The organism is Streptomyces sp. NPDC058373, from assembly GCF_042723275.1.
Classification (GTDB): Bacteria; Actinomycetota; Actinomycetes; order Streptomycetales; family Streptomycetaceae; genus Streptomyces.
This window is the reverse complement of sequence record NZ_JBHXJE010000008.1, coordinates 149,916-174,564: the sequence shown is the minus strand read 5'-3', so window position 1 is coordinate 174,564 and position 24,649 is coordinate 149,916. Positions and strand designations below refer to the sequence as shown.

The following is a 24,649-nucleotide window of genomic DNA, read 5'->3' as shown; positions in this document are numbered from 1 at the left end:
ATCCGGTATTAGACCCCGTTTCCAGGGCTTGTCCCAGAGTGCAGGGCAGATTGCCCACGTGTTACTCACCCGTTCGCCACTAATCCACCCCGAAGGGCTTCATCGTTCGACTTGCATGTGTTAAGCACGCCGCCAGCGTTCGTCCTGAGCCAGGATCAAACTCTCCGTGAATGTGTACCCGACTGCGTCTCGTTAAAGACTGCGGGGCAACAAGCACAAGAGCGGTGCGACAAGGAGGAATAATCCCTGTCGCACACAGCGTCCTCGCTGTTGTATTTCAAAGGAACCTCAACCAGCCAGAAACCTGGCCGGTCGGGGTATCAACATATCTGGCGTTGACTTTTAGCACGCTGTTGAGTTCTCAAGGAACGGACGCTTCCTTTGTACTCACCCTCTCGGGCTTTCCTCCGGGCGCTTCCCTTCGGTATTTCGTGTTCCAGACTCTATCAGTTCTTTTTCCTGCCTCCGACCACCGTCCGCAGGCATGCGGATATGCAGTGGATTCAGGGAATCTGCTGAGTTTGGCCGCCCCGTCGGCACGCTTGAATGTCGTGCTCGGCGCTGGGCAGGAGTCGACTGTACCCAGGCGCCGAGCCGCGATGCAAATCGTTTCTGCCCGCGACGGCTCACCTCTTCAACAGGACGTCTTGGGCGGAATCATGACTTCGTATGACTTACGCTACTCGGCAGCGTGCCGTCCGGGACTGCCCGGCGGTTCTCTTGTGCTCCTCAGACCTGCTCATCCTCTCGGAGGTTCAGCCATGACCGAAGTGATGTCCCCGCTGACTGGCCAGGCCATCGGGCTGGCCTCGGTGCCCGATCCGGTCTTCTCCGGCGCGATGGTGGGGCCGGGTACCGCGATCGATCCGGTGCGCGAGCCGTCGGAGGCAGTCTCCCCTGTCGCCGGTGTCGTGGTCTCCCTGCATCCGCACGCGTTCGTCGTCGTGGACGAGTCGGGGCGCGGGGTGCTCACCCACCTCGGCATCGACACCGTGCAGCTCAACGGCGAGGGGTTCGAACTCCTGGTGCGTAAGGGGGACACCGTGGCCCAGGGCCAGCCCGTGGTGCGCTGGGACCCCACCGCCGTCGAGAGCGCGGGCAAGTCTCCCGTCTGCCCGGTCGTCGCGCTGGAGGCGGTGGCCGACCAGTTGTCCGGGGTTCGCGAGGATGGGGACGTAGCGGCAGGTCAGCCGTTGTTCAGCTGGAACTGACCGCTCCCGGCGCCGGTACCCGGCGGACGACCACATCCAACGCGGCGGGCATGCCGCACGAGCGGAGACAGTGAGATGGAGACAACGCTGCGAGGCGTCGGCGTCAGCCACGGAGTGGCGATCGGCGAGGTTCGGCACATGGGGACGGCGGTGCTGGAGCCACCGGCCAAGCAGATCCCCGCCGAGGAGGCGGAGCACGAGCAGGCCAGGGCGCGGCGGGCCGTCGAGGCGGTCGCCGCCGACCTGACGGCGCGCGGGAATCTGGCCGGGGGTGAGGCCCAGGGCGTGCTGGAGGCCCAGGCCATGATGGCGCAGGACCCGGAGTTGATCGCCGACGTGGAGCGGCGGATCGCGGTGGGGAGCACCGCCGAGCGAGCCGTGTACGACGCCTTCGCCTCGTACCGGGCGCTGCTGGCGGGGGCCGGGGAGTACCTGGCGGGCCGGGTCGCCGACCTGGACGACGTGCGGAACCGGATCGTGGCGCGGCTGCTCGGCGTGCCGATGCCCGGGGTCCCGGACAGCGACGAGCCGTACATCCTCATCGCGCGGGATCTGGCGCCCGCCGACACCGCGCTGCTCGACCCGACCCTGGTGCTGGGCTTCGTGACCGAGGAGGGCGGGCCGACCAGTCACAGCGCGATCCTGGCGCGGGCGCTCGGGGTCCCGGCGATCGTGGCGCTGCCCGGCGCCGGGGAGCTGGCCGAGGGCGCCGAGATCGCGATCGACGGCAGTTCCGGGGAGGTGTTCGTGGACCCGAGTGCCGAGAAGCGGGCGGCGCTGGAGGCGGACGCGGTGGCGCGCAAGGCGGCGCTGTCGGCGTCGAGCGGCCCGGGGGCCACCTCGGACGGGCACACCGTGCCGCTGCTGGCCAACATCGGCGGCCCCGGTGACGTGGCGGCCGCGGTGGCCGCCGGGGCGGAGGGTGTCGGGCTTTTCCGGACCGAGTTCCTCTTCCTGGACGACAGTGCCCGGGCGCCGTCGGAGGAGAAGCAGACGGCCGCGTACCGGCAGGTGCTGGAGGCGTTCCCGCAGGGGCGGGTCGTGGTGCGGGTGCTGGACGCGGGGGCGGACAAGCCGCTGGACTTCCTCACGCCCGCCGACGAGCCGAACCCGGCGCTCGGCGTGCGCGGGCTGCGGACGCTGCTGGACCACCCGGACGTGCTGCGGACGCAGCTGACCGCGCTGGCGCGGGCGGCCGAGGGGCTGCCGGTCCACCTGGAGGTCATGGCGCCGATGGTCGCCGACCGGGCGGACGCCAAGGCCTTCGCGGACGCCTGCCGGGCCGCGGGGCTGCACGCCAAGTTCGGGGCGATGGTGGAGATCCCCTCGGCGGCGTTGCGGGCGCGGTCCGTGCTCCAGGAGGTCGAGTTCCTGTCGCTGGGCACCAACGACCTGGCGCAGTACACCTTCGCCGCCGACCGGCAGGTGGGTGCGGTGTCGCGGCTGCAGGACCCCTGGCAGCCGGCGCTGCTGGATCTGGTCGCGCTGGCGGCCGAGGCCGGGCGGGCCGAGGGGAAGAGCTGCGGGGTGTGCGGCGAGGCGGCCGCCGATCCGCTGCTGGCCTGCGTGCTGACCGGTCTGGGCGTCACCTCCTTGTCGATGGGCGCGGCCTCGATCCCGTACGTGCGGGCGACGCTGGCCAAGTACACGCTGGCGCAGTGCGAGCGTGCGGCCGCCGCGGCGCGGGCCACGGAGTCCGCGGACGAGGCGCGGGCGGCGGCGCAGGGCGTGCTGTCCGGAGAGTGAGCCACCTGGAGTGGTGAGCCCCGCCGTCGCCGCAGGGGCGTCCTCCCGGTTCGGGGAGGACGCCCCTGCGGCCGTCAGTGGCAGGGTCCCGGGCCGTGGTCGTCGTCGAGCGGGGTGCCCGCGCGGTACTCGACGCCTGGTTCGGGGGCGACCGGTTCGCCGGAGACGGCGTCGGTGCAGTAGGCGTCGAAGACCTCTGCGGCGGTCAGCGGCTGTGGGCGCCCTGCCCTCAGCCGCCAGCCGCGGACCTCCTCGGGCACTCCCTCGACCCGGCTGCGCATGACGAGTCCGGCCGGTGCGGGCAGGGCGAGCGCGCAGGCGAGCAAGGTGGTGAAGTCGACGGCCTCGTCGGGGTCGAGGAGGGCTTCGCCGAGGGAGCGGGTGTCGGCGTGCAGGGGGGCGAGCAGGGTGCGGCCGGAGGTGGTCAGGGAGCAGACGAGCTGGTGGTGGCCGGGGGTGGTGGTGTCGAGGACCGCTCGCAGCAGGCGGTGGGCGCGCTGCCGGGCGTGGTGGGCGAGCGGGGTGGCGCAGTGGGGGCAGTCGCCGAGCCCTTCCAGGAGGTCGCTGGCGTACTCCCAGGTCGCCTGGCGGAGGGATTCCGCGACGAGGCTCTCGAGGAGGTCGGCGACCGGCTCCCCTTCGTGGAGCAGGCAGGGCCCGAGCGCGGCGGCCTCGGCGGTGTAGCGCGTGCGGCTGTCGGCGGTGTCGGGGTCCAGGCCCTCCTGGGCGCAGTAGCGGGCGAACTCGTCCGGGTCGAAGAGGACGACGGAGGTGATGCGGCCCTGGGCCGCCTGGGCGCGGAGCAGTGCCTCGGCGTGCTGGAGGTAGGTGGTGTGGTCGTCGAAGAGGAAGGTGCGGTAGCGGCGCATGGCCGCGAAGTCGGCGGCCGAGGCCACCAGGCCGAGGGTGCCGGCGATCTCGCGGCGCAGCAGTTGGCGCGGGGTCGGGTGGACGGTGGTCATGGAGCTCCCCCTGGTGAGTGAGTGGTGCGGCCACTTGCTCACTCACCGTAATCACCCTCACTGACAGTGAGGGTGTGATCGGGGGACGGCTGCGGTGCGGGGTGCGGTCAGCGGCGGGCGCGGGCCAGGTCGGCGTAGTGCTGGAGCAGGTCCAGGCGGTCGACGGAGCCCGGGTTGACCGCCTTCTCCAGCGGAGTGCCCTGCATGAGGCGCTTGACGGGGACCTCGATGCGCTTGCCGGTGAGCGTGTGCGGGACGCCGGGGACCTCGATGATCTCGTCCGGGACGTGGCGCGGGGAGAGGCTGTGGCGGATCGCCTTCTTGATCGCCTCGCGCAGAGGGTCGTCGAGGGCGGCGCCGTCGGCGAGGTGGACGAAGAGCGGCATCCAGTAGCCGCCGTCGGGTTCCTCGACGCCGATGACCAGGGATTCGCGGATCTCCGGGAGCCGCTCCACCACCTCGTAGATGTCGGCCGAACCCATGCGGACGCCCTGGCGGTTGAGGGTGGAGTCGGAGCGGCCGTGGATCACGACGGAGCCGCGGGAGGTGACGGTGATCCAGTCGCCGTGCCGCCAGACGCCCTCGTAGGCGTCGAAGTAGCTGTCGTGGTAGCGGCTGCCGTCGGGGTCGTTCCAGAAGTGGACCGGCATGGACGGCATGGGGTTGGTGACGACCAGTTCGCCGACCTCCTCGGTCAGCGGGTGGCCCGCCGGGTCCCACGCCTGGAGGTCGGTGCCGAGGCAGGGGGCCTGGAGCTCGCCGATGTGCACGGGAAGGGTGGGGACGGCGCCCGCGAAGCAACTGCAGACGTCGGTGCCGCCGCTCACCGAAGCGATCCACAGGTCGGACCCGGCCTCGGCGAACTCGTCGTGGAGCCAGCGGAATCCGTCCGGGGGCAGCGGCGAGCCGGTGGTGGCGACGCACTGGACGCGGGAGAGGTCGTTGTCCCGGGCGGGGTGCACACCGGCCTTGCGGCAGGCCATGACGTACGCCGCCGAGGTGCCGAAGAGGGTGGCGCCGGTGCGCTCGGCCACGCGCCACTGGGCGCCGGTGTCCGGGTACCCGGGGCTGCCGTCGTACAGGACGACGGTGGTGCCGGTGAGGAGGCCGGAGACGAGGAAGTTCCACATCATCCAGCCGGTCGAGGTGTACCAGAAGAAGCGGTCCTCCGGGCCCAGGTCGCAGTGGAGGCCGAGTTGCTTGAGGTGTTCGAGGAGGATGCCGCCCTGTGACTGGACGATGGCCTTGGGCAGGCCGGTCGTACCGGAGGAGTAGAGGACCCACAGGGGGTGGTCGAAGGGGACCGGGGTGAACACCGGCTCGGTGTCGGCGGCCACCAGGCCGGCCCACTCTCTGGCGCCCTCGGGCGCGGGGGTGCCGAGCAGCGGGATGTGGACGACGGCGCGCAGGGAGGGCAGGGCGGCGCGGAGTTCGGCGACGGTGTCGCTGCGGTCGTGCTCCTTGCCTCCGTAGCGGTAGCCGTCGACGGTGAACAGGACCACCGGTTCGACCTGCTGGAAGCGGTCGAGGACGCTGCGGGCGCCGAAGTCCGGGGCGCAGGAGGTCCAGACGGCGCCGACGGACGCGGAGGCGAGCAGGGCGACGACGGCCTGGGGGATGTTGGGCAGGTAGCCGCTGACCCGGTCGCCGGGCCGGACGCCGAGGGCGCGGAGTTCGGCGGCCAGCGAGCCGACCTGGCGGCGCAGCTCGGCCCAGGAGAGGGGGTCGACGGCGCCGGTCTCGTCGACGTGCAGGAGGGCCGGGGCGTCGGGACGGTCGGCGGCGGCGCGCAGGGCGTGCTCGGCGTAGTTGAGGGTGGCGCCGGGGAACCACTGGGCGCCGGGCATGGCGCGGTCGCCGAGGACGCGCTCGGGCGGGGTGGCGAAGCGGACGTCGAACCATTCGGTGACGGCCTGCCAGAAGGTGTCGAGCTCCGCCACGGACCAGCGGTGCAGGGCCGGGTAGCCGCCCGCGGCGGGTGCGCCGTGGTGCTCTGCCGCCCAGCTCTGGAAACGGGTCACCGCGGCCTGCGCGACGCGCTCCTCGGTGGGCTGCCAGAGCGGCTGGGGCTGTGGTTCGGCGGTCGACATGGGGCGGCTCCCGTGCGGTGCGTACTCGGTGCCCGCGCCCGCGCCGCCGGGGTGGGCGGCCGACGGAGCGCGGGGGCGGTGCGGTGGGGCCGACGATGCCATGTGATCGATTTCCGCACCAGGGCCGGGGCCACACACCTGCCCGGGTGGAGGTGTGGTTGATCACTGGTTGAACGGCGATTGAACGGCACCTGCCGGACCGTTCGCGGATGGCAGGCTGACCCGCATGGACGGTCGTGACCTCGTACGTTCGGTGGCATCGGTGGCAGGGCTCGGGCAGGCGCGCCCTTGGTGGCCCGGGCGGGGGCGCCACCCCGCGGTGGCGGTGGAGCGGGCCCGGGTGCCCGGGCGCGCGCTGGGGGCGGAGCCGGGGCCCGGGGGCGGGGTGGTGCGGTTCGAGCGGTCGGCGCTGCGGGTGCTGGTGACGACGGCGGCGGTGGTGTTCTGCGGCTGGGACAAAGCGGAGCCGGCACCCTCGCGCCTGGTCCGCGGCGACCTGGTCGAGGCGGACGCGCGGGCCCGGCTGGAGCCCCACACGGCGGGCGGCTGGCGGGTGGTGTCGGAGCGGCTCACGCTCGCCGTCTCGCCGACCGGGACGGTCGAGGTGTGTACGCCGGGCGGGGTGCTGCTGCGCCGGGACCTGCCGCCGCGCTGGTGGGAGCGGGCCGACGGCGGGCCGTCGCGGTGGGCGCGGCGCTCGGAGGTCGGCGCGGACGCGCGGTTCTTCGGGCTCGGTGGCCGCGGGTCGGGGTTGCGGCTGGGCGACGGGGTGCACGCGGTGCCGGGGGCTTCGAGGGTGGCCCCGGTGCAGCTGGTGGTGGCGGACGCCGGGACCCACCTGGTCGTCCCCGACGGTGCGGACGGGGGGACGCTGCGCCTGTCGGAGGGGGCCGAGGGAGCGGGGTCGGGGCACGACCGGCCGGGGCGGGCCGAGTTGCGCGGGGCGGGTGGTCCGCCGCGGCACTGGATGGCGGTGGGGACGCCTGCGCGGGTGCTGGCCTCCTGGGCGGCGGTGGCGGGGCCGCCCGAGGTCGCGGCGGTCTCCGTGCTCGGCGTGGCGGATCCCGCGGTGCCCGCCGAGCGGGCCGCGCGGCAGCGGGCGTGGGTGCCGCGGCAGGGGGCGGCGGCCGACGACGGCTGGTCGGCGATGCGGGCGACGCTGGCCCGGGTGACGGCGCTGGGGCTGTGCGGGGCGGCCCCGGCCGGGTCCGAGGGGGACGGTCCGGGGAAGGGGGCGTCGGCGGAGGCGTGGGTGCGGTGGTGGCAACTGGGGGCGTACCTGCCGGTGTTCCGTACGGGGGCGGGGCCCGAGGGGTGGGAGGCGCGGCCGGAGCTGGCGGAGCCGGCCCGGGTGGCGCTGGCCGAGCGGCGGCGGCTCCTGCCGTACCACGCGGTGCTCAGCGGCTTCGCCGGGATGACGGGGGTGCCCGCGGTGCGGCCGGTGTGGTGGAACACCCCGGAGGACCGGAGGCTGAGGGAGGGCGGGGACGCGTTCCTGCTGGGGGACGCTTTCCTGGTGGTGCCCGTGCTGGGGGCCGGGGGCGGGCCGTCGGCGGTGCGGTTGCCGGCGGGGCGGTGGTACGACACGGTTACGGGGCGGGCTCATCAGGGGGGCGCCACCGTGCCGGTGACCGCGGGGGCGGATCGGCTGCCGGTGTTCGCGCGGGCCGGGGCCGTGGTGCCTGTGCGGGGCGCCGGCGGGGAGGTCGAGTTGGAGGTCTGGGCGCCTGCCCGGGGGCGTACGGGTGGGGGGATGCTGGTGCGGGGGTGCGCCGGGGACGGGGTGCTGGAGCGGGTGGTCTGCCGGTGGGAGGAGGGGCGGGTCGTGGTGCGTTCCGACGGGGACGCGCCTGCGGCGGGCGGGGAGGTGGGGGTGCGGGTGGCCGTCCGGGGGTTTGGGTGAGGTGGCCTCGAGCGCCGGCCGGGCTCAGCTTGGCTGCTCGGCGCCTGGGGGCGTCACTGATGGCCTCACACGCCGGCCGGGCTGTCGTTGGTTGCTCGCTGCTCCCAGAGCACCGGTCAGAGATGGCCTCACACGCCGGCCGGGCTGGGAGTGGCTGAGCCGCGCGTCGCCCCGACGGGCGCGGACGGCCTCCAACGCCGGCCGGGCTCTTATTGGTCCGGGATGGTCCCCGGCTGTGTGAGGAGGTCGGTGTTGTCGGTCCGTTGGTCGATGCTTCCTGTCAGGGGGAGGGAGCGGAGGGCGGGGTCGGTGAGGGTGGCGGTGAGGGCTCGGGTGAAGCGTTCGGCGTGGAGGACCTGGTAGGGGCGGTCGTGGTAGGTGCGGCGGGTGGGGTCGACCCAGGGGGTGAGGCCGGTGGTGTTGTGGCGGGTGGCGACCTGTTCGTAGGCGTCGCAGAGGTGGCGTTCGCGGTCCGGGTACGTGGTGGCCGCGAGGGCCGCCCGCAGGGGCGGGACCAGGGTGTCGGCGCCGGGCAGGCTCGCGAAGGCGGTGCCCAGCCACTTGCCGTACGGGGCGTAGCGGCGCTCCAGGAGGAGGGTGAGGCGCATCAGGTCGCGTACCAGGCGGGCGGCGACCACGGCCGAGCCCAGGTCGTCGCCGACCTCGGCGCAGCGGCCGACGAAGGCCTCCTCCTGGGAGATGCGCTGCCACTGGCAGGCCAGCAGGTAGCGCCAGACCTGGTCCGGGTACCAGGTGAGCCGGCGGCGCGCCGCGGTGAGGGTGCCCGGGCCGTCGTGGAAGACCGCGCCGCCGGTGACCTCGGCCAGCCTCTGCTGGGGCATCGCCAGCCAGTCGGCGGTGGACGGCTCCTCGGCGGCGGCGCCGGGGCCGAGCTGGTCGGCGAGCCAGCGGTCGGCCTCGTGGAGACCGACCCGGTGGTCGACCGGGCCGTCGGTCGGTGTCATGTGGCCGATCCGGCCGTCCCCGCCGCCCGGGCGGAAGTGGGTGGGCCAGCCGCGTACCTGCTTCGGCAGCCGTTCCCTCAGGAGCTGGTGGAGGGCGGCGCCGTGGCGGGCGGCGTCCTCCGGCGTGAGGAAGAGCTCCAGCCGCGGGCCCCACTCGTGGTCCGCCGACCGCGCGGTGTCGAAGCCGAGCACCTCGGAGCCCGAGCCGATCCGGGCGGCCGCGTACCGCAGGCCGGGGAGGGCTTCCGCGAGCAGCGGGCGGACCGCCTCCTCGTAGAGGATCCGGGACAGTTCGAGGCCGCGGAGGAAGGAGGGGGCGGGGCTCGTCATGGGCTCACTCTCGGCGTCGGGAGCGGCGCGGGCAAGCAAGTAACGGCGAGGGCGCGGGACGGCTCATCCGTACAGCCCGGCGAACCAGGCCGCAGCCGCCCGGGTGTGCAGCGGGAAGCCGAGTTCGGCGGGGGCGCGCAGGAGGCGGCACGCGGTGGTCTCGGCGGTGGGGGTGAAGGCGGGGAGGGACGCGGCGGCCCGTTCGGGGAGGAGGCCGAAGAGGAGGAGGTGGCCGTCGTGGGAGCTCATGGCGTCGGCGAGGGTGACCTCGGCGGGGTCCGCGGGTACGCCGGTCTCCTCGCGGAGTTCGCGGACGACGGCCTGGCGCCAGTCCTCGTCGCCGTCGACGAAACCGCCGGGGAGGGCGGCGGTACCGCGCGCCGGTTCGACGGCGCGGACCACGGTGAGCAGCGCCGGGCCCTCCTCGTCTCGGACGGGCAGGAGTGCCACGGCGACGGGGAGCGGGTTGCGGTAGGCGACCGTGCCGCAGGACGGGCAGACCCGGCGGTCGGCGCCGGGGTCCGGGTAGGGCGTCCCGCAGGCCGAGCAGTGCGAGCCCGGGACGGGGGGCTGGGACGTGGGCACGGGTGTGGGCGTGGGGCTGGGTGTGGTCGCAGGCACGCGGGGACTGTAGCGGAGACGGTGGGCGGGGTGGCGGCGGGCGGGCACCGGCCGGCCGGGAGAGCCGAACAGCTGCGCGCACCCGGCGGGTTGCCCTTCCCTCGCGGTGGGGCGACCTGGTAGATGAAGGGCGCATGACAGGAATCGATACTTCCGCCCGTTCGTCCTCGGGATCCGCGCGGTCCTTTGCCCGTACCGCCCGCGCGCTCGGCGCGGGGCTGGCGGCCGCCGCTCTCGCGCTGACCGCGCTCACCACGGCCTCTCCCGCCACCGCCGCGCCCGTCGCGGACTCCCGCTCCGGCGGGCCGAAGGCACCGCGCGGGTTCGTGGCGCTCTCGGACGTGGCGCCGACGATCCTCCAGGAGATCCGCTACACGACCCCGCACAACTTCGTCGGCGAGCCGATCGACGGGTACCGCGCGCCGATGTGCGTGGTGACCAGGCCGACGGCCGAGGCGCTCCAGCGGGCGCAGCGCGGCCTGCTGCGCAAGGGCTACTCGCTGAAGGTCTACGACTGCTACCGGCCGCAGCGCGCCGTCGACCACTTCGTGCGCTGGGCCGAGGACGTGGCGGACGAGCGGATGAAGGCGGAGTTCTACCCCCGGGTGGAGAAGTCGCGGCTCTTCGAGGACGGGTACATCGCGGAGAAGTCCGGGCACAGCCGCGGTTCGACGGTGGACCTGACGCTGGTGAAGCTGCCCGCGAAGCCGACCCGGCCCTACCTGCCCGGTGAGCGGCTGAAGCCCTGCTTCGCCCCGCGCGACCAGCGGTTCCCGGACAACTCGGTGGACATGGGGACCGGGTTCGACTGCTTCGACACGCTCTCGCACACCGATGACCCACGGGTCACCGGCGCCCAGCGGGCCCACCGCGACCTGCTGCGGTCGGCGCTGGCGGCCGAGGGATTCACCAACCTGCCCGAGGAGTGGTGGCACTTCACGCACCAGCCGGAGCTCTTCCCCGAGACCTACTTCGACTTCCCCGTCGAGCGCCGCTCACTGCCCGGCGGCCACCACCACTGAGGCCGGCCGCTGCCGCCGTCCGGCCGGTCACGGGCCTGGTCCGGGCGGCGGAGCGGCGGCTACGGTGCCCGCATGGAGCAACGGAGCTTTGACTCGTACGAGGAATTCTGGCCCTACTACGTGGCCATGCACTCCCGGGCCGCGACGCGGTGGGTGCACCTGACCGGGACGCTGACCGGGCTGGCGATCAGCGCCTACGGGCTGGCGCGGGGGCGCAAGCGGTATCTGGCGGCGCTGCCGCTGATCGGGTACGGGACGGCGTGGCCCGCGCACTTCCTCATCGAGAAGAACAACCCGGCCACCTTCGGGCACCCCGCCTGGTCGCTGCGCGGGGACGCGCAGATGATCCGGACGATGCTGGCGGGGCGGGACCACGAGCTGGCCGAGACCGCGCGGAAGTGGCTCGCGGAGAACGGCTGAGCCGTACGGTCGAAGCCGCCCGGCGGCGTGGCTTGACGGGTCGGCGGGGCGGGAGAACACTTCCCCGGCACGTGGTTCGCAGCCCGGTCGGCGAGGGTGCGGGCCGCGTGCGGCGGGGCCGGGGCGCGCGGCGTCAGTGCGGGGCGGTCTCCCGGGGCGCGGCGGCGCGGGCCATGGCGTGTTCGACGACCCCGATGAGGACCTCCTTGGCGGAGGCGCGCTCGCGGGCGTCGCAGAGGACCACGGGGATGCCCGGGTCCAGGTCGAGGGCGGTGCGGATGTCCTCGGGCGGGTAGTGGTCGGCGTCGTCGAAGCAGTTGACGCCGACGACGAAAGGGATGCCGCGGCGTTCGAAGTAGTCGACGGCGGCGAAGCAGTCCTCCAGGCGGCGGGTGTCGGCGAGGACGACGGCGCCGAGGGCGCCCTGGGCCAGTTCGTCCCAGAGGAACCAGAACCGGTCCTGGCCGGGCGTGCCGAAGAGGTACAGCGTGAGGTCCTCGCGGAGCGTGATCCGGCCGAAGTCCATGGCGACCGTGGTGGTGTGCTTGGCCTCCACGCCGCCGGTGTCGTCCACCGGGCGGCCCGCCTCGCTCAGGGTCTCCTCGGTCCGGAGCGGCTTGATCTCGCTGACCGCCGCCACCAGGGTGGTCTTGCCGACGCCGAAGCCCCCGGCCACGAGGATCTTCAGAGTGACCGGCTCGACGGGGGCCTTCTCACGCGCTGAACGCCCGAACTTCATGGAGTCTCGTCTCCTGCTTCGCTGTCTCTCGGGGGTGGGTGCCGACGGCGCGCCGGCGTTCGGTGGCGGGACGGCGCCCGCCGCGGTCCCGGCCGGCTGCCTGCGGCCGTACGGCCCGGCCGCGCGGCCGGGCCCCGCCGGCGGGTCGTCAGAGGGCCCGCAGCCCGCTGATCACCTCGCGCAGAATGCTTTCGTCGGGCAGCTCCGCCGGGGGGACCGGACGGTTCACGTGGACGAACTCCTCCTCCACGAGATCCCCCACCAGGACCCGGACCACGCCGACCGGCAGGTCGAGTTCGGCGGCGAGCTCCGCCACCGACTGGGGTGCCTCGCGGCACAGCGTGACGATGTCGACGTGCTCCGGCGACAGCGTGCGGTTCTCCTCCGCACCGTCGGCGCGCGGCTCCGCGACGACGACGGCGATGAGGTCCAGGCGGTGCTGACCCGCGCCGGTGGTACGGCCTCGCGTCATCGCGTACGGGCGGACCACCGGCCCCGCGTCGTCGTCGAACCAGCGGTGCGCCCCGTTCCCGTCTTCGCTCATGCCCGGTTCACTACCCGCCCGCGGGCAGATCCGTGCGCGGCGCGCTGCCCAGATGCACGCCGACCCGCTTGACCAGCAGCGTCATCTCGTACGCCACGAGCCCCACGTCCGCGTCGGAGTCGGCGAGGACCGCGAGGCAGCTGCCGTCGCCCGCGGCGGTGACGAAGAGGAACGCCTCGTCCAACTCGACGACGGTCTGCCGGACGCGGCCCGCGTCGAAGTGACGGCCGACGCCCTTGGCCAGGCTGTGGAAGCCGGAGGCCACGGCCGCCAGGTGCTCGCTGTCCTCGCGGGTGAGGTCCTGGGAGACCCCGGTGGGCAGTCCGTCCCCGGACAGGACCAGGACCTTGCGGATGCCGGCGACCCTGTTGACCAGGTCGTCGAGGAGCCAGTTCAGCTCCCCGGATCCGGTGGTGTGCGCGGCGGTCTTCGATGCGGTCATCGACCGTCTCCCTCGGGTGTCGTTCGTGGTGCTGTGGTGCCCGCGTTCTCGTCGCGGCCGCGCTGCCAGCCCCGCTGGAGCGAGGCCATGCGGCTGCGGACCTCGTCGGCGTCGCGGTCGGTGTCGTGCGCGGTGTCCTTCTCGCGGTCGTCCGGGGCGCTCCTGCGGGCGTCCTTCAACTGGGGGGCCAGGTTGGCCTGCCGGACCCGGCGCGGCAGGGCGGCGGGGCCCGGTGCGGCAGGGGCCTCGGGCGCGGGCCCGCCCTCGCGGCCGCGGTCCTCCTGGTCGTGGCCGGACTCGTCGGGCTTGCTGTGGGCGACCGTGCGGCCGTGCGAGCTGACCAGCTTGGGGGTGCGGCGGCGGGGCAGCGGCACGGGGCCGGCGTCGGCGGGTGACGGGCCGCCGGGCCGGGCTTCGGCCGCTCCGTCGTCGTGGGCCTGCTGGTGCTGGTCGCCGGGGCCGGACGCGGGGGTCAGCGGCCGCCGGGGCCGGAAGACACCGGGCTCGCTGTCCTCGTCGGGCAGGGCGCCGGGGAAGTCGTCGTCGGCGAGGCCGGGGGTGCCCACCGGGGCCTCCAGTTCGACCGGGCCGTCCGGGAGGGGCGGGCCGGTACGCGGGCGGGAGGTCGGGATCCGGGTCAGGGCCGGGCGGCCGGGGCCGCGGGCGCCGCTACCGATGCCGTCGAGGGCGAGGCCGCGGCCGTCGGTGGACCCGGTCGACTCGCCGTCGGTCTCGATGAGCAGGGCGTCGGGGATGAAGACGACCGCCGTGGTGCCCCCGTACGGCGACTTCTGGAGGGAGACGCGGATGTTCTGGCGCTGCGCGAGGCGGCTCACCACGAACAGGCCGAGACGGTCGGTGTCGGAGAGTTCGAAGTCGGGGGTCTCGGCGAGGCGGAGGTTGGCGTCGAGGAGGACGTCGGCAGCCATGCCCAGGCCCCGGTCGTGGATCTCCAGGGTGAAACCGTTGGCGACGGCCTCGCCGTGCACCTGGACGGCGGTGTGCGGGGGCGAGAAGACCGTGGCGTTCTCCAGGAGTTCCGCCGTGAGGTGGGTGAGGTCGGCGACGGCGGGGCCGGTCACCGCGATCCTCGGCAGGCGGCGGACCTCGATCCGCTCGTAGTCCTCGACCTCGGCGACGGAGGCCCGGACGACGTCCATCAGCTGCACCGGGCGGCGCCACTGCCGGGAGGGGGCGGCGCCGGAGAGGATCACCAGGCCCTCGGCGTGGCGGCGCATGCGGGTGGTGAGGTGGTCCAGGCGGAAGAGGTCGGCCAGTTCCTCGGAGTCCTCGGTGCGCCGCTCCATGGTGTCCAGGAGGGTGAGCTGCTTGTGCAGGAGGACCTGGCTGCGGCGGGCGAGGTTGACGAAGACCTCCGAGACCCCGCGCCGCATCTGGGCCTGTTTGACGGCGCCTTCGACGGCGGCCCGCTGCAGGGTGTTGAGGGCCTGGCCGACCTGGCCGATCTCGTTCCTGCCGTACTCCAGCCGGGGCGCCTCGGTGTCGACGTCGACCTGTTCGCCGGCGGCCAGGCGGCGCTGGACGGACGGCAGGCGGACGCCGGACGCCTCGTGGGCCTGGTGGCGCAGCCGGGAGAGGTCGCGGATGAGGCCCCGTCCGATGCGGACCGAGAGGTAGAGCGAGAGCAGGAGCGCGGCGAAGCCGAGGACACCGGTGGCCCCGGCGCGGGCGAGGACGCCGACGGCGACCGGCCGGACGCGTTCCTCGTACCGGTCGGCGGCGGCGTCGCCGCGGTCGGCGAGGCCGTCGAGGACCTTGACCGCGGCGGTGTTCCAGCTCTTGGCGGTGACGCCGTGCGGCGGGCCCGGCGGGGCGGCGGCGACGGAGCTCTCCAGGTCGCGCAGCGGGGCGGTCTCGGGGCCCTGCCAGTACCGCTCGTACCGGGCGCGTTCGTCGTCGGGGAGGAGGGCGAGGTTGGTGTCGTAGAGCAGGGTGCGCTGGGCCAGGAGGTCGGAGACCTGGCGGAGGTCGCCCTTGTCGAGGCGTTCGCCGACGAGCGCTGAGGCGATCAGGGCGTCCTCGCGGGAGAGCAGGTCGCGGGCGCGGGCGATGCCGACCAGGGCGCGGTTCTGCTTGTCGAGTTCGACGTCCTTGAGTGCGTGGAGGTGGGTGAGGAAGACGAAGCAGGGGTCGACCAGGCGGTTGTAGAGGTCGAGGGCGGCGGTGCGGGTGACGGTGTTGTCCTCGACGGAACGGCGCAGGGTGGCGATTCCCTCGAAGGACTCCAGGAGCGCGGTGAGCCGCCGCCGGGAGTCGTCACTGAGCCCTTCGGTGGCGTCGGTGTCCGCGGCGCCGGCCCGGACGCGGGCCAGGGCCCGGTCGGTGACGGTGCGGGAGCGGCGCAGCTCGCCGAGGGCGGCCGAGGCGCGCGGGTCGGCGAGGTGGACGAGGGTTCTGCGCCGTTCGTCCTGGAGGACCCGCGCGGCTTCCTCGACCGGGCGGCCGACGCGGTCGTTGGCCTGCCCGATCTCCAGGAGTTCGGCCGCCTCACGCCCTGTCAGGACAGTGGCGAATCCCCAGATCGCGGTGAGGGAGACCAGCGGCACGAGCAGCAACGCCACGATCTTCCGCCGGATCGTCCTGCCGCGAAAGCGCATGGCCTCCCCCAGTCCGTCCCCCGAAGGTGTCCGGGGTGCACATCCGTGCGTCAATAAACGGCGCGAGCCTACTACCGACACAGGGGTGATCGAAGAGACGTCCGGGAGGTTTTCGGCCCGGAGCGCGCCGCCGACGGCCGGTTCCCGCTGTTCGGCGTCGATCCCGTGCCCGCCTGGCCGGTCTTCGAGAGGACCCCGGACCGTCGGAGCACCGCCCGGACCGGCCGATTCCGGGCATCTCCCCGGCCAGTTCCGACATCTCGCCCGCCCGGGCGGGAATCATCAGGGGGTGTCGCGCGTCCTTCTGTACAAGTCGTGTGCGAGATGTGCGGAGTTGGTACGGGAGGGGTGCGCCGGCGCGAGCCGGTGGCCGCCGGATCTCGGCGGCGACAGCGTGAAGCGGACGAAGGCGGGCAGCCACACAGAAGACGGTGCCGGTTCCACCCGGCCCCGGACGGCTGGCGGCAAGGCGGTGGGGAGTGACGGACTGATGGCGACGGCGGAGCGGCAGAGGACCTCGGCGGACCGGGACGAGCCGGGCGGGCGGGTGCCCGGCCCGCGCCGGGCCGAGCGGAACGGGGAGCCGGGCCGGGAACCACTGTGGGTGGAGGAGCCCGCGATACGCCCCCGGCTGCCCGATCCGGTGCGTACGGCGGCCGTGCGGGCGGTGATGATCGTGGCGCTGACGCTGATACAGGCGATGGTCGCCTTCCTGGCGACGCTGGCGGAGTCCTGGCTGGCTTTCCCGATGGTGCTCAGCAGCGTGGCGAGCACCATCGCGGCGACCTGGGCGGTGCTGGACGTGTGGGTCACCCGTCAGGTGTGGAACCAGCGGCACGGCGTCGTCTCCACCCCCGGCAGCACGGCCCGGGAACGCCGCCGCGAACGCCGCCGCGCGCGGCGCGCCGCCCGGCAGGCGGCCAGGGCCGGGGTCCGGATACCCGACCCGTCGGGCGGCGCGCGGTCCGCGGCCCCCGACGGGGAACGCGAGGCACGGCCGGCCGGTCCCGCACGGGACGGCAAGGGTGCGCCGGTGGCCGGGCCTGGGCGCGGCGGCAAGCCCGGGGGCGGTGCCGCCAGGACCGGGGGCGGCTCCGGCGTGCGAGCCGCAGGACGCGAGGAAGCCGACGCCGGCCCCATTGCGGCGAAGTCCCCGGAGCGGGCACGGCAGTTGACCCACTCGTCCTGACCGCGCGCGGTACGGCGGCTCCGTCAGGTGCGCTGCACCGCGGTCGGCACGACGCGTCTGGACGCGTACGAAGCTGGGGCCTCAGCCCGGAACAACGGCTGTGGACGCCGCTGTTGTGGAATCCCTGGTTCCTGGCCAATGGTCTCGTCCTCGGTCTGGCCGCACGCGGAGCGGGAAGGGCGAGCGGCCGGACCGGCGCCGTCTGACCGGCTCCCGGTGACACGGCGGACGGGCCTTCGAGGATGTCGCCGCCAGGTCGCCGGGCACCTTCCCGCCCTGGGATCTGTCGCGCGAGTGGCGTCGTCAGTCGCCGTCGAAGACGAGGTACCGGTGGGCCATGCGCTCGGCCCCCCGGCAGCGTGCTGGTGGACCCGGCTGCCGACCCGTCCGTACCTGCGGTCGGCCTGGCTTGTCGCCCCGCGGCAGCAGCGGCCCAAGCCGCTCCCCCTCGCCGTTCGTCAGGTCTCCAGGCCGTACGAGACGCGATGGCGAACGAGCAAGGCACGCCCCGGCTGGGCCTGTTCCTGCCCATCGCCATGCCCCGGAGCCCGCAGGCCCTTCCGGCTCACTCCTCGTCCTCCCGTGGCTTGACGTACATCCGGGTGGCCGTGATCTCGCCGTGCACCGTCTCCTCCTGCGGGTCCTGCTGGGGCAGGCCGGGGCGGAGGTGTTCCTCGACGCTGATGTACTTCAGCCCGGCCCGGAGGTCGGCGTCGTTGCGGAGCCGGATGACGAGGGGGAACTCGGCGAGCGCGGTGGTGTCGAAGAGGCCGGTGGTGTAGAGGAGCTGGACGCCGAGGGCGTCCGCGACAGCGCGCTGGAGCTCCAGCAGGTAGGTGGCGTTGGCGCGGCCGATGGGGTTGTCGAGGAAGAGGGTGCCCGCGTGGCGGTGCTTGTCGCGGCCCCGGTCGTTGCTGCGGAGGGCGGCCATCGTGCAGTACAGCGCGATGGCGGCGGTGAGCAGCTGGCCGCCGGAGAAGACGTCGCCCATCTGCCCGACGGGGACGCGTTCGGCGCGCAGCACCGCGTCCGGCTTGAGGATCTCCACCGAGACGCCGCGCGGCTGGAGGGCGGCGTGGACGCCGCGCAGCAGCAGCGACATGCCGTCCCGGCGCAGGTCGGCGTTCTTGCGTACGGCGGTGCTGGTGGCCTCGTCGATGACCTCGCCGAGCCGCTCCACGAGGGTGGTCTGGTCGGGTTCCTCGAAGCGGATGCGCAGGAACTCCTGGCCCGACCACTCCCCCAGTCCTTCGGGCAGCCGGGAGAGCCGCTGGGCCGAGCGGAGGGTGGCGAGGGAGGACTCGACCAGGCCGCGCAGCCGGTCCACGATCGAGTCCCGGTTGCGTTCGAGCTGGTCGAGTTCGTCGGTGAGGACGCGCAGCCTCGGTGCGAACGCCTCCGCCCACTTGGCGGCGTGTTCGGGGAGCGCGGCGGCGGGCAGTTCGCGGATCTGGGCCCGGGCGGGGGTGCGGACCTGCTCGTACCGGCTGGAGTTGGCGTGCCGGACGAGGATGTCGCTGGTCTCGCGGAGCGCGGACTCGGCGGCGGAGAGGTCGGCGGCGCACCCCCGCAGGGAGCGGCGGGCCTCGGCGGCGGCGCGCCGGGCCTCGTCCAGGCCGCCCCGGTACTGCTCGGAGGTCTGGGCGGCTTCGTCCTCGGCGTCGCGGGCGTCCTGCGAGTCGCGGAGCAGGTCGCGCAGGAGGGAGGCGGTCTCCTCGAAACCGGCGGTCGCCTCCTCGGCCGCGCGGTGGGCGTGCAGCAGCTCGCCGTGGGCCTCGCGAGCGGCGGCCAATTCGTCGGTGCGCTCGGCGAGTTCGGCGGTGGCGGCGCGCAGCAGCCGCTGGGCGGCCTCGACGTCGGCCGGCACCTGCTCGGGCGGCAGCTCCGTGTGAGCCTCGCCCTCCTCGGGGGCGTGCCGCTCGGCCTCGCCGCGCAGCCGGCCGAGCTGTTCGCTGGCGGCGGCCGAGCGGGTCTCCAGCATCTGGACGAGGGCCTCGGCGCGGGCGGCGGCGGCCTGCCGGGAGGGGCCGTCGGCGCCGTCGGGGTCCTCCAGGAGCTGAGCGGCGCGGTTGCGGACCTTGTTGCTGAGCCGGTCGAGTTCGGCGCGGGCCGCCGACTCGTCGCTCTCCGCGCGGGCCTGCTCGGCGCGGAGGTCTGCGCCGACGCCGACCTTCTCGTACAGCTGCGAGGCGGCGCGGTACGCCTCGCGCAGGGCGGGCAGCGAGACGCGCGGGGTGTCGGGGGCGGCGGGCAGTTCGGCGTCGTCGGGGACTCCGGCGATCTCGGCGCGCTCGGCGCGCAGGGCTCGGGCGGTGCGGCGGGCGTCGTCGGCGGCGCGCTGGGCGGCGCGGCGGTCCTCGTCGGCGGCCCGGGCCCGGTCCAGGCAGGTCTGGGCGCGTTCCTCGCTGGTGGCGGCGGTCTCGGCCAGTTCGCGCAGGGCGGCCTGCCAGCGGGGGCGCTCGCGCAGGCGGTGGGCGAGACCGGCGAGGGCGTCGGCGGCGCGCCGGGCGCGCTGGGCGCGTTCCTGGCTGTCGTCGCGGACCCGGGCCGCCTCGGCGGCGGTCTCGTCGGCCTCGGCGCGGGCGGTGCGGGCCTGCTGGAGGGTGTGGGCGGCGGTGTCGGCGTGCTGCTGGGCCTGGTCGGCGGTGGTGCGGAGCTGGGCGAGGTGGCCTGCCGGGCAGGCGGAGCGCCAGGAGGTGAGCCGGGCGGCGAGCTCACGGTCCTTGGCGAGGCGGGCGGCGAGCGCGCGGATCTCCTCGTCGCGGGCGGCGGCGCGGGCGCGCAGGGTCTGGCGCTCCTCGTCGGCGGCGTACTCGTCGTGCATGGCCGGGTTGGGCGGGACGAGGAAGACGCCCTGCTCCTCGGCGCCGGAGCCGGCGGTGCGTGGCGCCGGGGCGAGGAGGGCGGCGGAGGTGCCGACGGCGACGGCGGAGCGGGGCAGCAGCGCGGCGTCGGCGAGGACGGCGCGGGCCCGGCTGTGGGTGTCGGGGTCGGTGATGACGACGCCGTCGACCAGTTCGGGCCGGGCGGCGAGGACGGCGGCGTGCTCGGCCGGGTCGACGGCCTGGGCGAGGTAGCGCCAGCCGGGCAGTGCGGGGATGCCCTGCTCACCGAGGTGCTCGACGGTGGCGAGGACGTCGGGGCCGGGCGGCAGGAGCCCGCCGTCGCCGAGGGCGCCGAGGATGCGGGTGTCGTCGGCGGCGGCGGTCCGCAGGTCGAAGAGGTGGCGTTCGGCGGCGGTGACGCCCTCCTCCAGGAGGGCGGTGAGGCGGTCGGCGGAGCGGTCGAGCTCGTCGGCGGTGAGCGGGCCTTCGTCGCTGTCGGGGGCGGGCAGACCGAGGAGTTCGGCGAACCGGGGTTCGGCGGCGAGGGCGGCGGCGGTGCGGTGCTCGGCGTCGTGGGCGCGGACGGCCGCGTCGGCGGCGTCGTGGGCGCGGGCGGCGGCGAGGTCGGCGCGGGCCTCGTCGGCGGCGCACTCCTTGGCGTGGTCGGCGACGCGGTGGGCGCGCTCGCGGGCGCTCTCCCAGGCGGCGACGGCCTCCTGCTCGGCGTCGGTGGCGGCGAGGGCGGCCCGGGCGGGGTCGGCGTCGGCGGCGCTCGCCTCCAACCAGCCGGCCCGGACGGCATCCTCGGTCTCCTGCTCGACCTCGGTGAGGCGCTGGCGCAGGTGGCCGGTCTCGCTGCGGGCGCGCTGGGCCTCGGTGGCGGCGGTGGTGGCGTCGCGGTGGGCGGCCTCGCCCTCGTCCTGGAGGTGGGCGGCGCGCTCCTCCAGTTCGGTGGCGACCCGCTCGCCGTCGCGGGCGGCGGCGTCGAGGGCGCGGACGAGGGCGGTGGCGGCCTGGGAGCGGGCGGCGAGGGCGGGCGCCGCGTCGCGTTCGGCCTCGCGGATGGCGTCGGCGACGCGGGTGGAGCGGTCGGCGGCGACGCGGTGGCGCAGCACCGCCTCGGCCGCCTGCCAGGCGGAGTGGAGGGTGCGGGCGTCGGCGAGTTCGCGGCGCTGGGCCGCGGCGGCCTTCTCGGCGACGGTGAGGGCGAGCGAGGCGTGCCGGTAGGCGAGTTCGGCGGCGATCAGGGCCCGGTGGGAGCGGGCGCCGTCGGCCTCGGTGACGCGGTGGGCGGCGGTGGTGACCTGCTGGGCGAGGTCGCCGGTGCGGGCGCGTTCGTGGCGGGCGCGCAGGGAGAGGCTGCGGGCGAGGGTGCGGGTGCGGCGTTCGGCGGCGGCGTGGATGTCGCGGCTGCGGTCGCGTTCGGCGGTGGTCTCGACGATGCGGCCGAGCAGGTCGACGGAGCCGGCGGTGAAGTCGCGTTCGGCGATGAGTTCGGCGCGGCGGCCGAGTTTGTGGCCGAAGCCGTGGACGAGGTCGGCGAGGCCGTCGGTGTCGCGGGTGTCGGTGACGGCGCGCAGCAGCAGGTCGGTGAAGTCGGAGTCCTTCTTGACCGCGAAGAGGCCGGCGGCCTCGCCCTCGTCGGCGTTCATCTCCCGCTGGTAGCGGAAGAGTTCGGGGTCCAGGCCGAGTTCGCCGAGGTGCTCGGTCCAGCGTTCGTGGGTCTCCTCCCAGTGCACGTCGAGATGGAGGTAGAACTTCCCGGCGTCGGTGAGGGCGTCGCGGAAACCCTTCATGGTGCGGCGCCTGCCGCGCGCCCCGGAGGCCCCTTCGACGGGCGCGGGGACGGTGGTGGACTCGGCGACGGGCAGCGAGTCGAGGCTGAGGCCGGGTCCGGGGCGGAAGGAGTACCAGGCCTCGGCGAACCTGCGGGGGTCGTTGGAGACCTGGCGGCCGCGCCACTCGCTGACCTTGCCCACGACGACGGTCTCGCCGGTGAGGGTGTGCTGCCACTCCAGGGCGACGTGGCCGCAGTCGTCGGCGAGCAGGAACTTGCGGAGCACGCCGGAGCTGGCGCCGCCGAGGGTGTTGCGGTGGCCGGGCAGCATCACCGAGAAGATCAGCTTGAGCAGGACGGACTTGCCGCCGCCGTTCTCCAGGAAGAGGACGCCGGCGGGGGCGGGCCTGCGGGGCGGGCCGACCGGCTCCTCCTCGAAGAACTCCGCCTGGGCGGGAGCCGGCTTGGGCACGGCCTTGCCGACTCCGCGCAGGTCCAGGACGGTGTCGGCGTACCGGGCGCCGGCGGGTCCGATGGAGTAGAGGCGGACCCGGGACAGCTCGTACATGGCGGCGGACTCTCGTTGCGATCGGTACGGTCCGGCGGCGGCCGGAGGCGGGGAATGCGGTGGGGCGGTGGGGTGGCCGGTCAGGAGAAGGGCAGTCCGGCGTCGGCGACCAGGTCGAGGTCGTCGCCGTCGTCGGGCGGCAGCAGGGTGGCGCTGCCGTCGCTGACGGGGACGATGCCGAGGTCGAGGAGTTCGCTCATGGCGGCGCCGCCGGCGAGGTCGCGGACCTGGAGCTGGTAGCGGGCGGTGGTGCGGTACGTCCCGCCCGCCTCGTCGCCGGTGCGCTGGAGGAAGCCGGACTCGGTGAGGAAGGCGGCGGCCTTGCCGACGATGCCGGTGGTGGAACCGGCGAGCCGGCGGGCGTCCTTGGTGGCGCCGGTGGAGCTGCGCCGGGACCAGACGCGCCAGGCGGCCTCCAGGCCGGGGGCGTCGGAGACGGGGTCGGTGTTGTCGCCCTGCTCCTCGGCGCGCTCCTCCAGCTTGCGGCAGGCCTGGCGGACGAAGGCGTCCACGCCGTTGACGCTGACGCGGCCGATGTAGCCGTCGTCGGCGAGGTCCTCGGGGCGGGGGAACGCCATCGCGGCCAGCGCGAGATGGGCCAGTCCGTGCAGGAAGCGGTCGGCGGAGTCGGTGGAGGCGCGCCGGGCGTAGTCGCCCATGCGGACGGCGAAGACGGAGTCCTCGGCGGCGGTCACGGCCATCCCGGCCCGGTCGGAGACCTCCAGGACGATCAGCCCGAGGCCGGTGGCGACGGCGTCGGCGAGGCGGGCGAAGGGCGGGTCCTCGCGGTACCGGCGCAGGAGTTCGCCGTACTCGGCGTCCCGGGCGGGCTGGAGCCGGGGCTGCAGGCCGAAGGAGACGAGCCGGGCGGCGTCGGCCGCGTCGGCGGGGGTGACGGCCGGGGTGCCGACGGGAGCCTGCGGGACCGGGACGCCGGTGTTCTCCCGGACGGGCTCGGTGCTCTGCTCGGTCACGGGTGGTGCTCCTGGTGGTGGGACGTGCCCGGGCGGCGCTGATGGTCCGTGGCCGGGGTGCGGGGAGGTGGGGTGCGGCGGCCGCCGGTCACGCGGACTCCGTACGGTCGGCGGCCATGCCCTCGGCGTCGAGCAGGGCGCTGCCGACGATGAGGTCGGCGCCGCCGAACTCGGGGTCGGCGAGTTCGGTGCCGTCGTCCACGGCGAACAGCAGCCGCCGCTCGCCCTGCCGGTAGGCGGTGCCGACCGGCGGGGAGGCTGCGTGGACGGCGATGAGGGCCACCAGGTACGGGAGTTCGGAGCCTGGGTCGCGGCGGCGGGCCTCGGCCAGCAGGCCGGAGAGGCGACGGGGCGCGTCCCACTCCAGGTCGAGGAGGTCGCGGGCGGCGGCGAGCTGCTCCTCGCTGAACCGGCTGTCGTCGGGGGTGGCGATCAGGTCGGGCTCGGGCATCTCGGCGCCGAGGTGGGCGCGTTCGACGGGCGGGGTGAGCAGCAGGTCGACCAGGTCGCCGACCCGGACCGAGGCGGGGGTGCGCAGGCCGGTGCCGTGGGTGAACCAGGCGTCGGTGGCCCGCAGCGCCTGCTCGACGGGGAGCGGCAGCAGGGGGGCGAGGAGCTGGCCGTAGAGGTCGACGCCGGTGCGGGCGGCGGGGGCGGCGAAGGCCTGGCGGTCCTGTTCGGCGCGGAAGAGCGGGCCCGCTTCGAGGAGTCTGGCCTGGAGCTGGGTGTGGCGGCGGATGCAGTCCTTGACGATGTCGACCAGTTCGGCGGCGCGCCGCTTCTGTTCGGGGTCCTCGGACTCGTCGCGGGCCTTGCGGATGTTGGTGAGGATGGCGTTCTCGTGGCGGTAGCGGTCGGCCACGTGGTCGAGCGCCTCGGCGATCATGTCGGGGACGGCACCGAGCCAGTCGACGGCCCGGACGTTGCGCCGGGTGGCGTCGAGGGCGCGGCGGAGCGTCTCGGAGTACTGGACGGTGCGGTACCGGGCCTGTTCGGCGGCGAGCTGCGCGTCGGCGAGGCGGCCGCGGTTGATGAGCACCTCCAGCTTGACCTCGGCGGCGATCTGGGCGCTGGTGACGTCCGTGTCGAGGGCTCCGACCAGGACGTTGACCGCCTCGTCGGTGGTGCGGAGGTAGACGCTGCCGCCGCGGCCCGGGACCTCCTCGACCAGTTTGAAGTCGTAGTCCCGGCGGACGTAGCTCCCGTCGGGGGCGAAGGTGCCGTAGACGGCGCGGAAGCCCCGGTCGACGCTGCCGACGTTGATGAGGTTCTCCAGGACCCAGCGGGCGACGCGCTCGTGCTCGGCGGCGGGGCGGGCCGGGGCCTGGGCGGCGATGCGGGGCAGCAGCCTGGCCACTATCTGCTCGTGGTCGGCGCCGGTGTCGAAGTCCATGTGGAGCGTGACCAGGTCGATGGCGGCCAGGGCCACCTCGGCCATCGCGTACCGCGCGTACTCGCCCGCCAGGTTGGCCTTGCGGGTGTCCAGGTCGTGCAGCGGGGCGGTGCAGGCGAGGGCGCGCAGCCGCCGCGCCAGGCCCTCGTCGGCGGCCGGGCCCGGCGCCGGGCGCGGCCCCGCGCTGAGCTGGGACGGAGCGGGTTCCGTGGAGGCGGGCGAAGTCACGGGGGACAGCCTAGATCCTTGCTCCGACATCGGGCGAAACGCACCGATGAAGGGGTGGCCGGGGGCGCCGCGCCGACGGGCG

At 74.7% G+C, this 24,649-nt stretch carries 17 protein-coding genes and 1 rRNA gene; 6 read left to right on the top strand and 12 right to left on the bottom strand.

Features of this window, described 5'->3' with window-relative positions; all coding sequences use genetic code 11:
• A 16S ribosomal RNA gene (locus ACFWMZ_RS08250) occupies positions 1-171 on the bottom strand; the annotation flags it as partial.
• A 590-nt stretch (positions 172-761) separates the two neighbouring features.
• Between ACFWMZ_RS08250 and ACFWMZ_RS08245 the strand changes: the two genes are divergently transcribed.
• Complete coding sequence (locus ACFWMZ_RS08245; RefSeq protein WP_383200136.1) at positions 762-1,211, top strand: PTS glucose transporter subunit IIA; 450 nt, start codon at positions 762-764, stop codon at positions 1,209-1,211.
• A 75-nt stretch (positions 1,212-1,286) separates the two neighbouring features.
• Entirely contained in the window at positions 1,287-2,957 is a 1,671-nt protein-coding gene (gene ptsP / locus ACFWMZ_RS08240) for a phosphoenolpyruvate--protein phosphotransferase (protein ID WP_383200133.1), read from the top strand.
• 74 nt (positions 2,958-3,031) lie between these two features.
• Here the strand turns inward: ptsP and ACFWMZ_RS08235 are convergent, their stop codons facing one another.
• Both ACFWMZ_RS08235 and ACFWMZ_RS08230 read right to left on the bottom strand, forming a co-directional pair.
• Positions 3,032-3,919, bottom strand: coding sequence for a hypothetical protein (locus ACFWMZ_RS08235; protein ID WP_383183000.1), 888 nt, complete (start codon positions 3,917-3,919; stop codon positions 3,032-3,034).
• A gap of 107 nt (positions 3,920-4,026) precedes the next feature.
• Complete coding sequence (locus ACFWMZ_RS08230) at positions 4,027-6,009, bottom strand: acetoacetate--CoA ligase (RefSeq protein ID WP_383183002.1); 1,983 nt, start codon at positions 6,007-6,009, stop codon at positions 4,027-4,029.
• A gap of 226 nt (positions 6,010-6,235) precedes the next feature.
• Here ACFWMZ_RS08230 and ACFWMZ_RS08225 point away from each other — a divergent pair, with 226 nt between their 5' ends.
• Positions 6,236-7,912 carry a TIM-barrel domain-containing protein gene (locus tag ACFWMZ_RS08225; RefSeq protein ID WP_383200131.1) on the top strand — a complete coding sequence of 559 codons (1,677 nt, stop codon included), beginning with the start codon at positions 6,236-6,238 and terminating at the stop codon, positions 7,910-7,912.
• A gap of 209 nt (positions 7,913-8,121) precedes the next feature.
• On the opposite strand, the gene ACFWMZ_RS08220 is transcribed toward ACFWMZ_RS08225, so the two are convergent.
• Positions 8,122-9,207 carry a DUF4037 domain-containing protein gene (locus ACFWMZ_RS08220; RefSeq protein WP_383183005.1) on the bottom strand — a complete coding sequence of 362 codons (1,086 nt, stop codon included), beginning with the start codon at positions 9,205-9,207 and terminating at the stop codon, positions 8,122-8,124.
• A gap of 63 nt (positions 9,208-9,270) precedes the next feature.
• The gene (locus ACFWMZ_RS08215) at positions 9,271-9,828 is read right to left on the bottom strand and encodes an NUDIX domain-containing protein (RefSeq protein ID WP_383200128.1); all 558 of its coding nucleotides are present in this window, start codon (positions 9,826-9,828) and stop codon (positions 9,271-9,273) included.
• A 134-nt stretch (positions 9,829-9,962) separates the two neighbouring features.
• On the opposite strand from ACFWMZ_RS08215, the gene ACFWMZ_RS08210 reads away from it, so the two are divergent.
• Both ACFWMZ_RS08210 and ACFWMZ_RS08205 read left to right on the top strand, forming a co-directional pair.
• Positions 9,963-10,850 (top strand): M15 family metallopeptidase, encoded by an 888-nt coding sequence (locus ACFWMZ_RS08210; RefSeq protein ID WP_383183009.1) that lies wholly within the window; start codon positions 9,963-9,965, stop codon positions 10,848-10,850.
• A 72-nt stretch (positions 10,851-10,922) separates the two neighbouring features.
• The gene (locus ACFWMZ_RS08205) at positions 10,923-11,270 is read left to right on the top strand and encodes an Mpo1-like protein (protein ID WP_383183011.1); all 348 of its coding nucleotides are present in this window, start codon (positions 10,923-10,925) and stop codon (positions 11,268-11,270) included.
• 133 nt (positions 11,271-11,403) lie between these two features.
• Here ACFWMZ_RS08205 and ACFWMZ_RS08200 read toward each other — a convergent pair whose 3' ends face one another.
• From ACFWMZ_RS08200 to ACFWMZ_RS08185, 4 genes are all read right to left on the bottom strand, one after another.
• Positions 11,404-12,009 carry an ATP/GTP-binding protein gene (locus ACFWMZ_RS08200; protein WP_383183013.1) on the bottom strand — a complete coding sequence of 202 codons (606 nt, stop codon included), beginning with the start codon at positions 12,007-12,009 and terminating at the stop codon, positions 11,404-11,406.
• A gap of 148 nt (positions 12,010-12,157) precedes the next feature.
• Positions 12,158-12,553 carry a DUF742 domain-containing protein gene (locus tag ACFWMZ_RS08195; RefSeq protein WP_383183015.1) on the bottom strand — a complete coding sequence of 132 codons (396 nt, stop codon included), beginning with the start codon at positions 12,551-12,553 and terminating at the stop codon, positions 12,158-12,160.
• 10 nt (positions 12,554-12,563) lie between these two features.
• A complete protein-coding gene (locus tag ACFWMZ_RS08190) occupies positions 12,564-12,995 on the bottom strand; it encodes a roadblock/LC7 domain-containing protein (protein WP_383183017.1) in 432 nt (143 codons plus the stop codon).
• The gene (locus tag ACFWMZ_RS08185; RefSeq protein ID WP_383183019.1) at positions 12,992-15,613 is read right to left on the bottom strand and encodes a nitrate- and nitrite sensing domain-containing protein; all 2,622 of its coding nucleotides are present in this window, start codon (positions 15,611-15,613) and stop codon (positions 12,992-12,994) included. Before ACFWMZ_RS08185 ends, ACFWMZ_RS08190 begins: the two co-directional genes overlap by 4 nt.
• A gap of 490 nt (positions 15,614-16,103) precedes the next feature.
• On the opposite strand from ACFWMZ_RS08185, the gene ACFWMZ_RS08180 reads away from it, so the two are divergent.
• The gene (locus ACFWMZ_RS08180) at positions 16,104-16,802 is read left to right on the top strand and encodes a hypothetical protein (RefSeq protein WP_383200125.1); all 699 of its coding nucleotides are present in this window, start codon (positions 16,104-16,106) and stop codon (positions 16,800-16,802) included.
• Between the two features lie 565 nt (positions 16,803-17,367).
• On the opposite strand, the gene ACFWMZ_RS08175 is transcribed toward ACFWMZ_RS08180, so the two are convergent.
• From ACFWMZ_RS08175 to ACFWMZ_RS08165, 3 genes are all read right to left on the bottom strand, one after another.
• Positions 17,368-21,972, bottom strand: coding sequence for a hypothetical protein (locus tag ACFWMZ_RS08175; RefSeq protein ID WP_383200122.1), 4,605 nt, complete (start codon positions 21,970-21,972; stop codon positions 17,368-17,370).
• Positions 21,973-22,052: 80 nt separating this feature from the next.
• Positions 22,053-22,946: a hypothetical protein gene (locus ACFWMZ_RS08170; protein ID WP_383183025.1), complete on the bottom strand. Its 894-nt coding sequence runs from the start codon at positions 22,944-22,946 to the stop codon at positions 22,053-22,055.
• 88 nt (positions 22,947-23,034) lie between these two features.
• Positions 23,035-24,567: a hypothetical protein gene (locus tag ACFWMZ_RS08165; protein WP_383183027.1), complete on the bottom strand. Its 1,533-nt coding sequence runs from the start codon at positions 24,565-24,567 to the stop codon at positions 23,035-23,037.
• Between the last annotated feature and the right edge of the window lie 82 nt (positions 24,568-24,649).

Excerpts from the sequence above, each read along its gene's own strand:
- ACFWMZ_RS08210 (WP_383183009.1), top strand. The coding sequence starts at position 9,963 with ATGACAGGAATCGATACTTCCGCCCGTTCGTCCTCGGGATCCGCGCGG.
- ACFWMZ_RS08190 (WP_383183017.1), bottom strand. The coding sequence starts at position 12,995 with ATGACCGCATCGAAGACCGCCGCGCACACCACCGGATCCGGGGAGCTG.
- ptsP (WP_383200133.1), top strand. The coding sequence starts at position 1,287 with ATGGAGACAACGCTGCGAGGCGTCGGCGTCAGCCACGGAGTGGCGATC.
- ACFWMZ_RS08200 (WP_383183013.1), bottom strand. The coding sequence starts at position 12,009 with ATGAAGTTCGGGCGTTCAGCGCGTGAGAAGGCCCCCGTCGAGCCGGTC.
- ACFWMZ_RS08220 (WP_383183005.1), bottom strand. The coding sequence starts at position 9,207 with ATGACGAGCCCCGCCCCCTCCTTCCTCCGCGGCCTCGAACTGTCCCGG.
- ACFWMZ_RS08235 (WP_383183000.1), bottom strand. The coding sequence starts at position 3,919 with ATGACCACCGTCCACCCGACCCCGCGCCAACTGCTGCGCCGCGAGATC.
- ACFWMZ_RS08245 (WP_383200136.1), top strand. The coding sequence starts at position 762 with ATGACCGAAGTGATGTCCCCGCTGACTGGCCAGGCCATCGGGCTGGCC.
- ACFWMZ_RS08185 (WP_383183019.1), bottom strand. The coding sequence starts at position 15,613 with ATGCGCTTTCGCGGCAGGACGATCCGGCGGAAGATCGTGGCGTTGCTG.
- ACFWMZ_RS08230 (WP_383183002.1), bottom strand. The coding sequence starts at position 6,009 with ATGTCGACCGCCGAACCACAGCCCCAGCCGCTCTGGCAGCCCACCGAG.
- ACFWMZ_RS08195 (WP_383183015.1), bottom strand. The coding sequence starts at position 12,553 with ATGAGCGAAGACGGGAACGGGGCGCACCGCTGGTTCGACGACGACGCG.
- ACFWMZ_RS08175 (WP_383200122.1), bottom strand. The coding sequence starts at position 21,972 with ATGTACGAGCTGTCCCGGGTCCGCCTCTACTCCATCGGACCCGCCGGC.
- ACFWMZ_RS08225 (WP_383200131.1), top strand. The coding sequence starts at position 6,236 with ATGGACGGTCGTGACCTCGTACGTTCGGTGGCATCGGTGGCAGGGCTC.
- ACFWMZ_RS08180 (WP_383200125.1), top strand. The coding sequence starts at position 16,104 with ATGGCGACGGCGGAGCGGCAGAGGACCTCGGCGGACCGGGACGAGCCG.
- ACFWMZ_RS08205 (WP_383183011.1), top strand. The coding sequence starts at position 10,923 with ATGGAGCAACGGAGCTTTGACTCGTACGAGGAATTCTGGCCCTACTAC.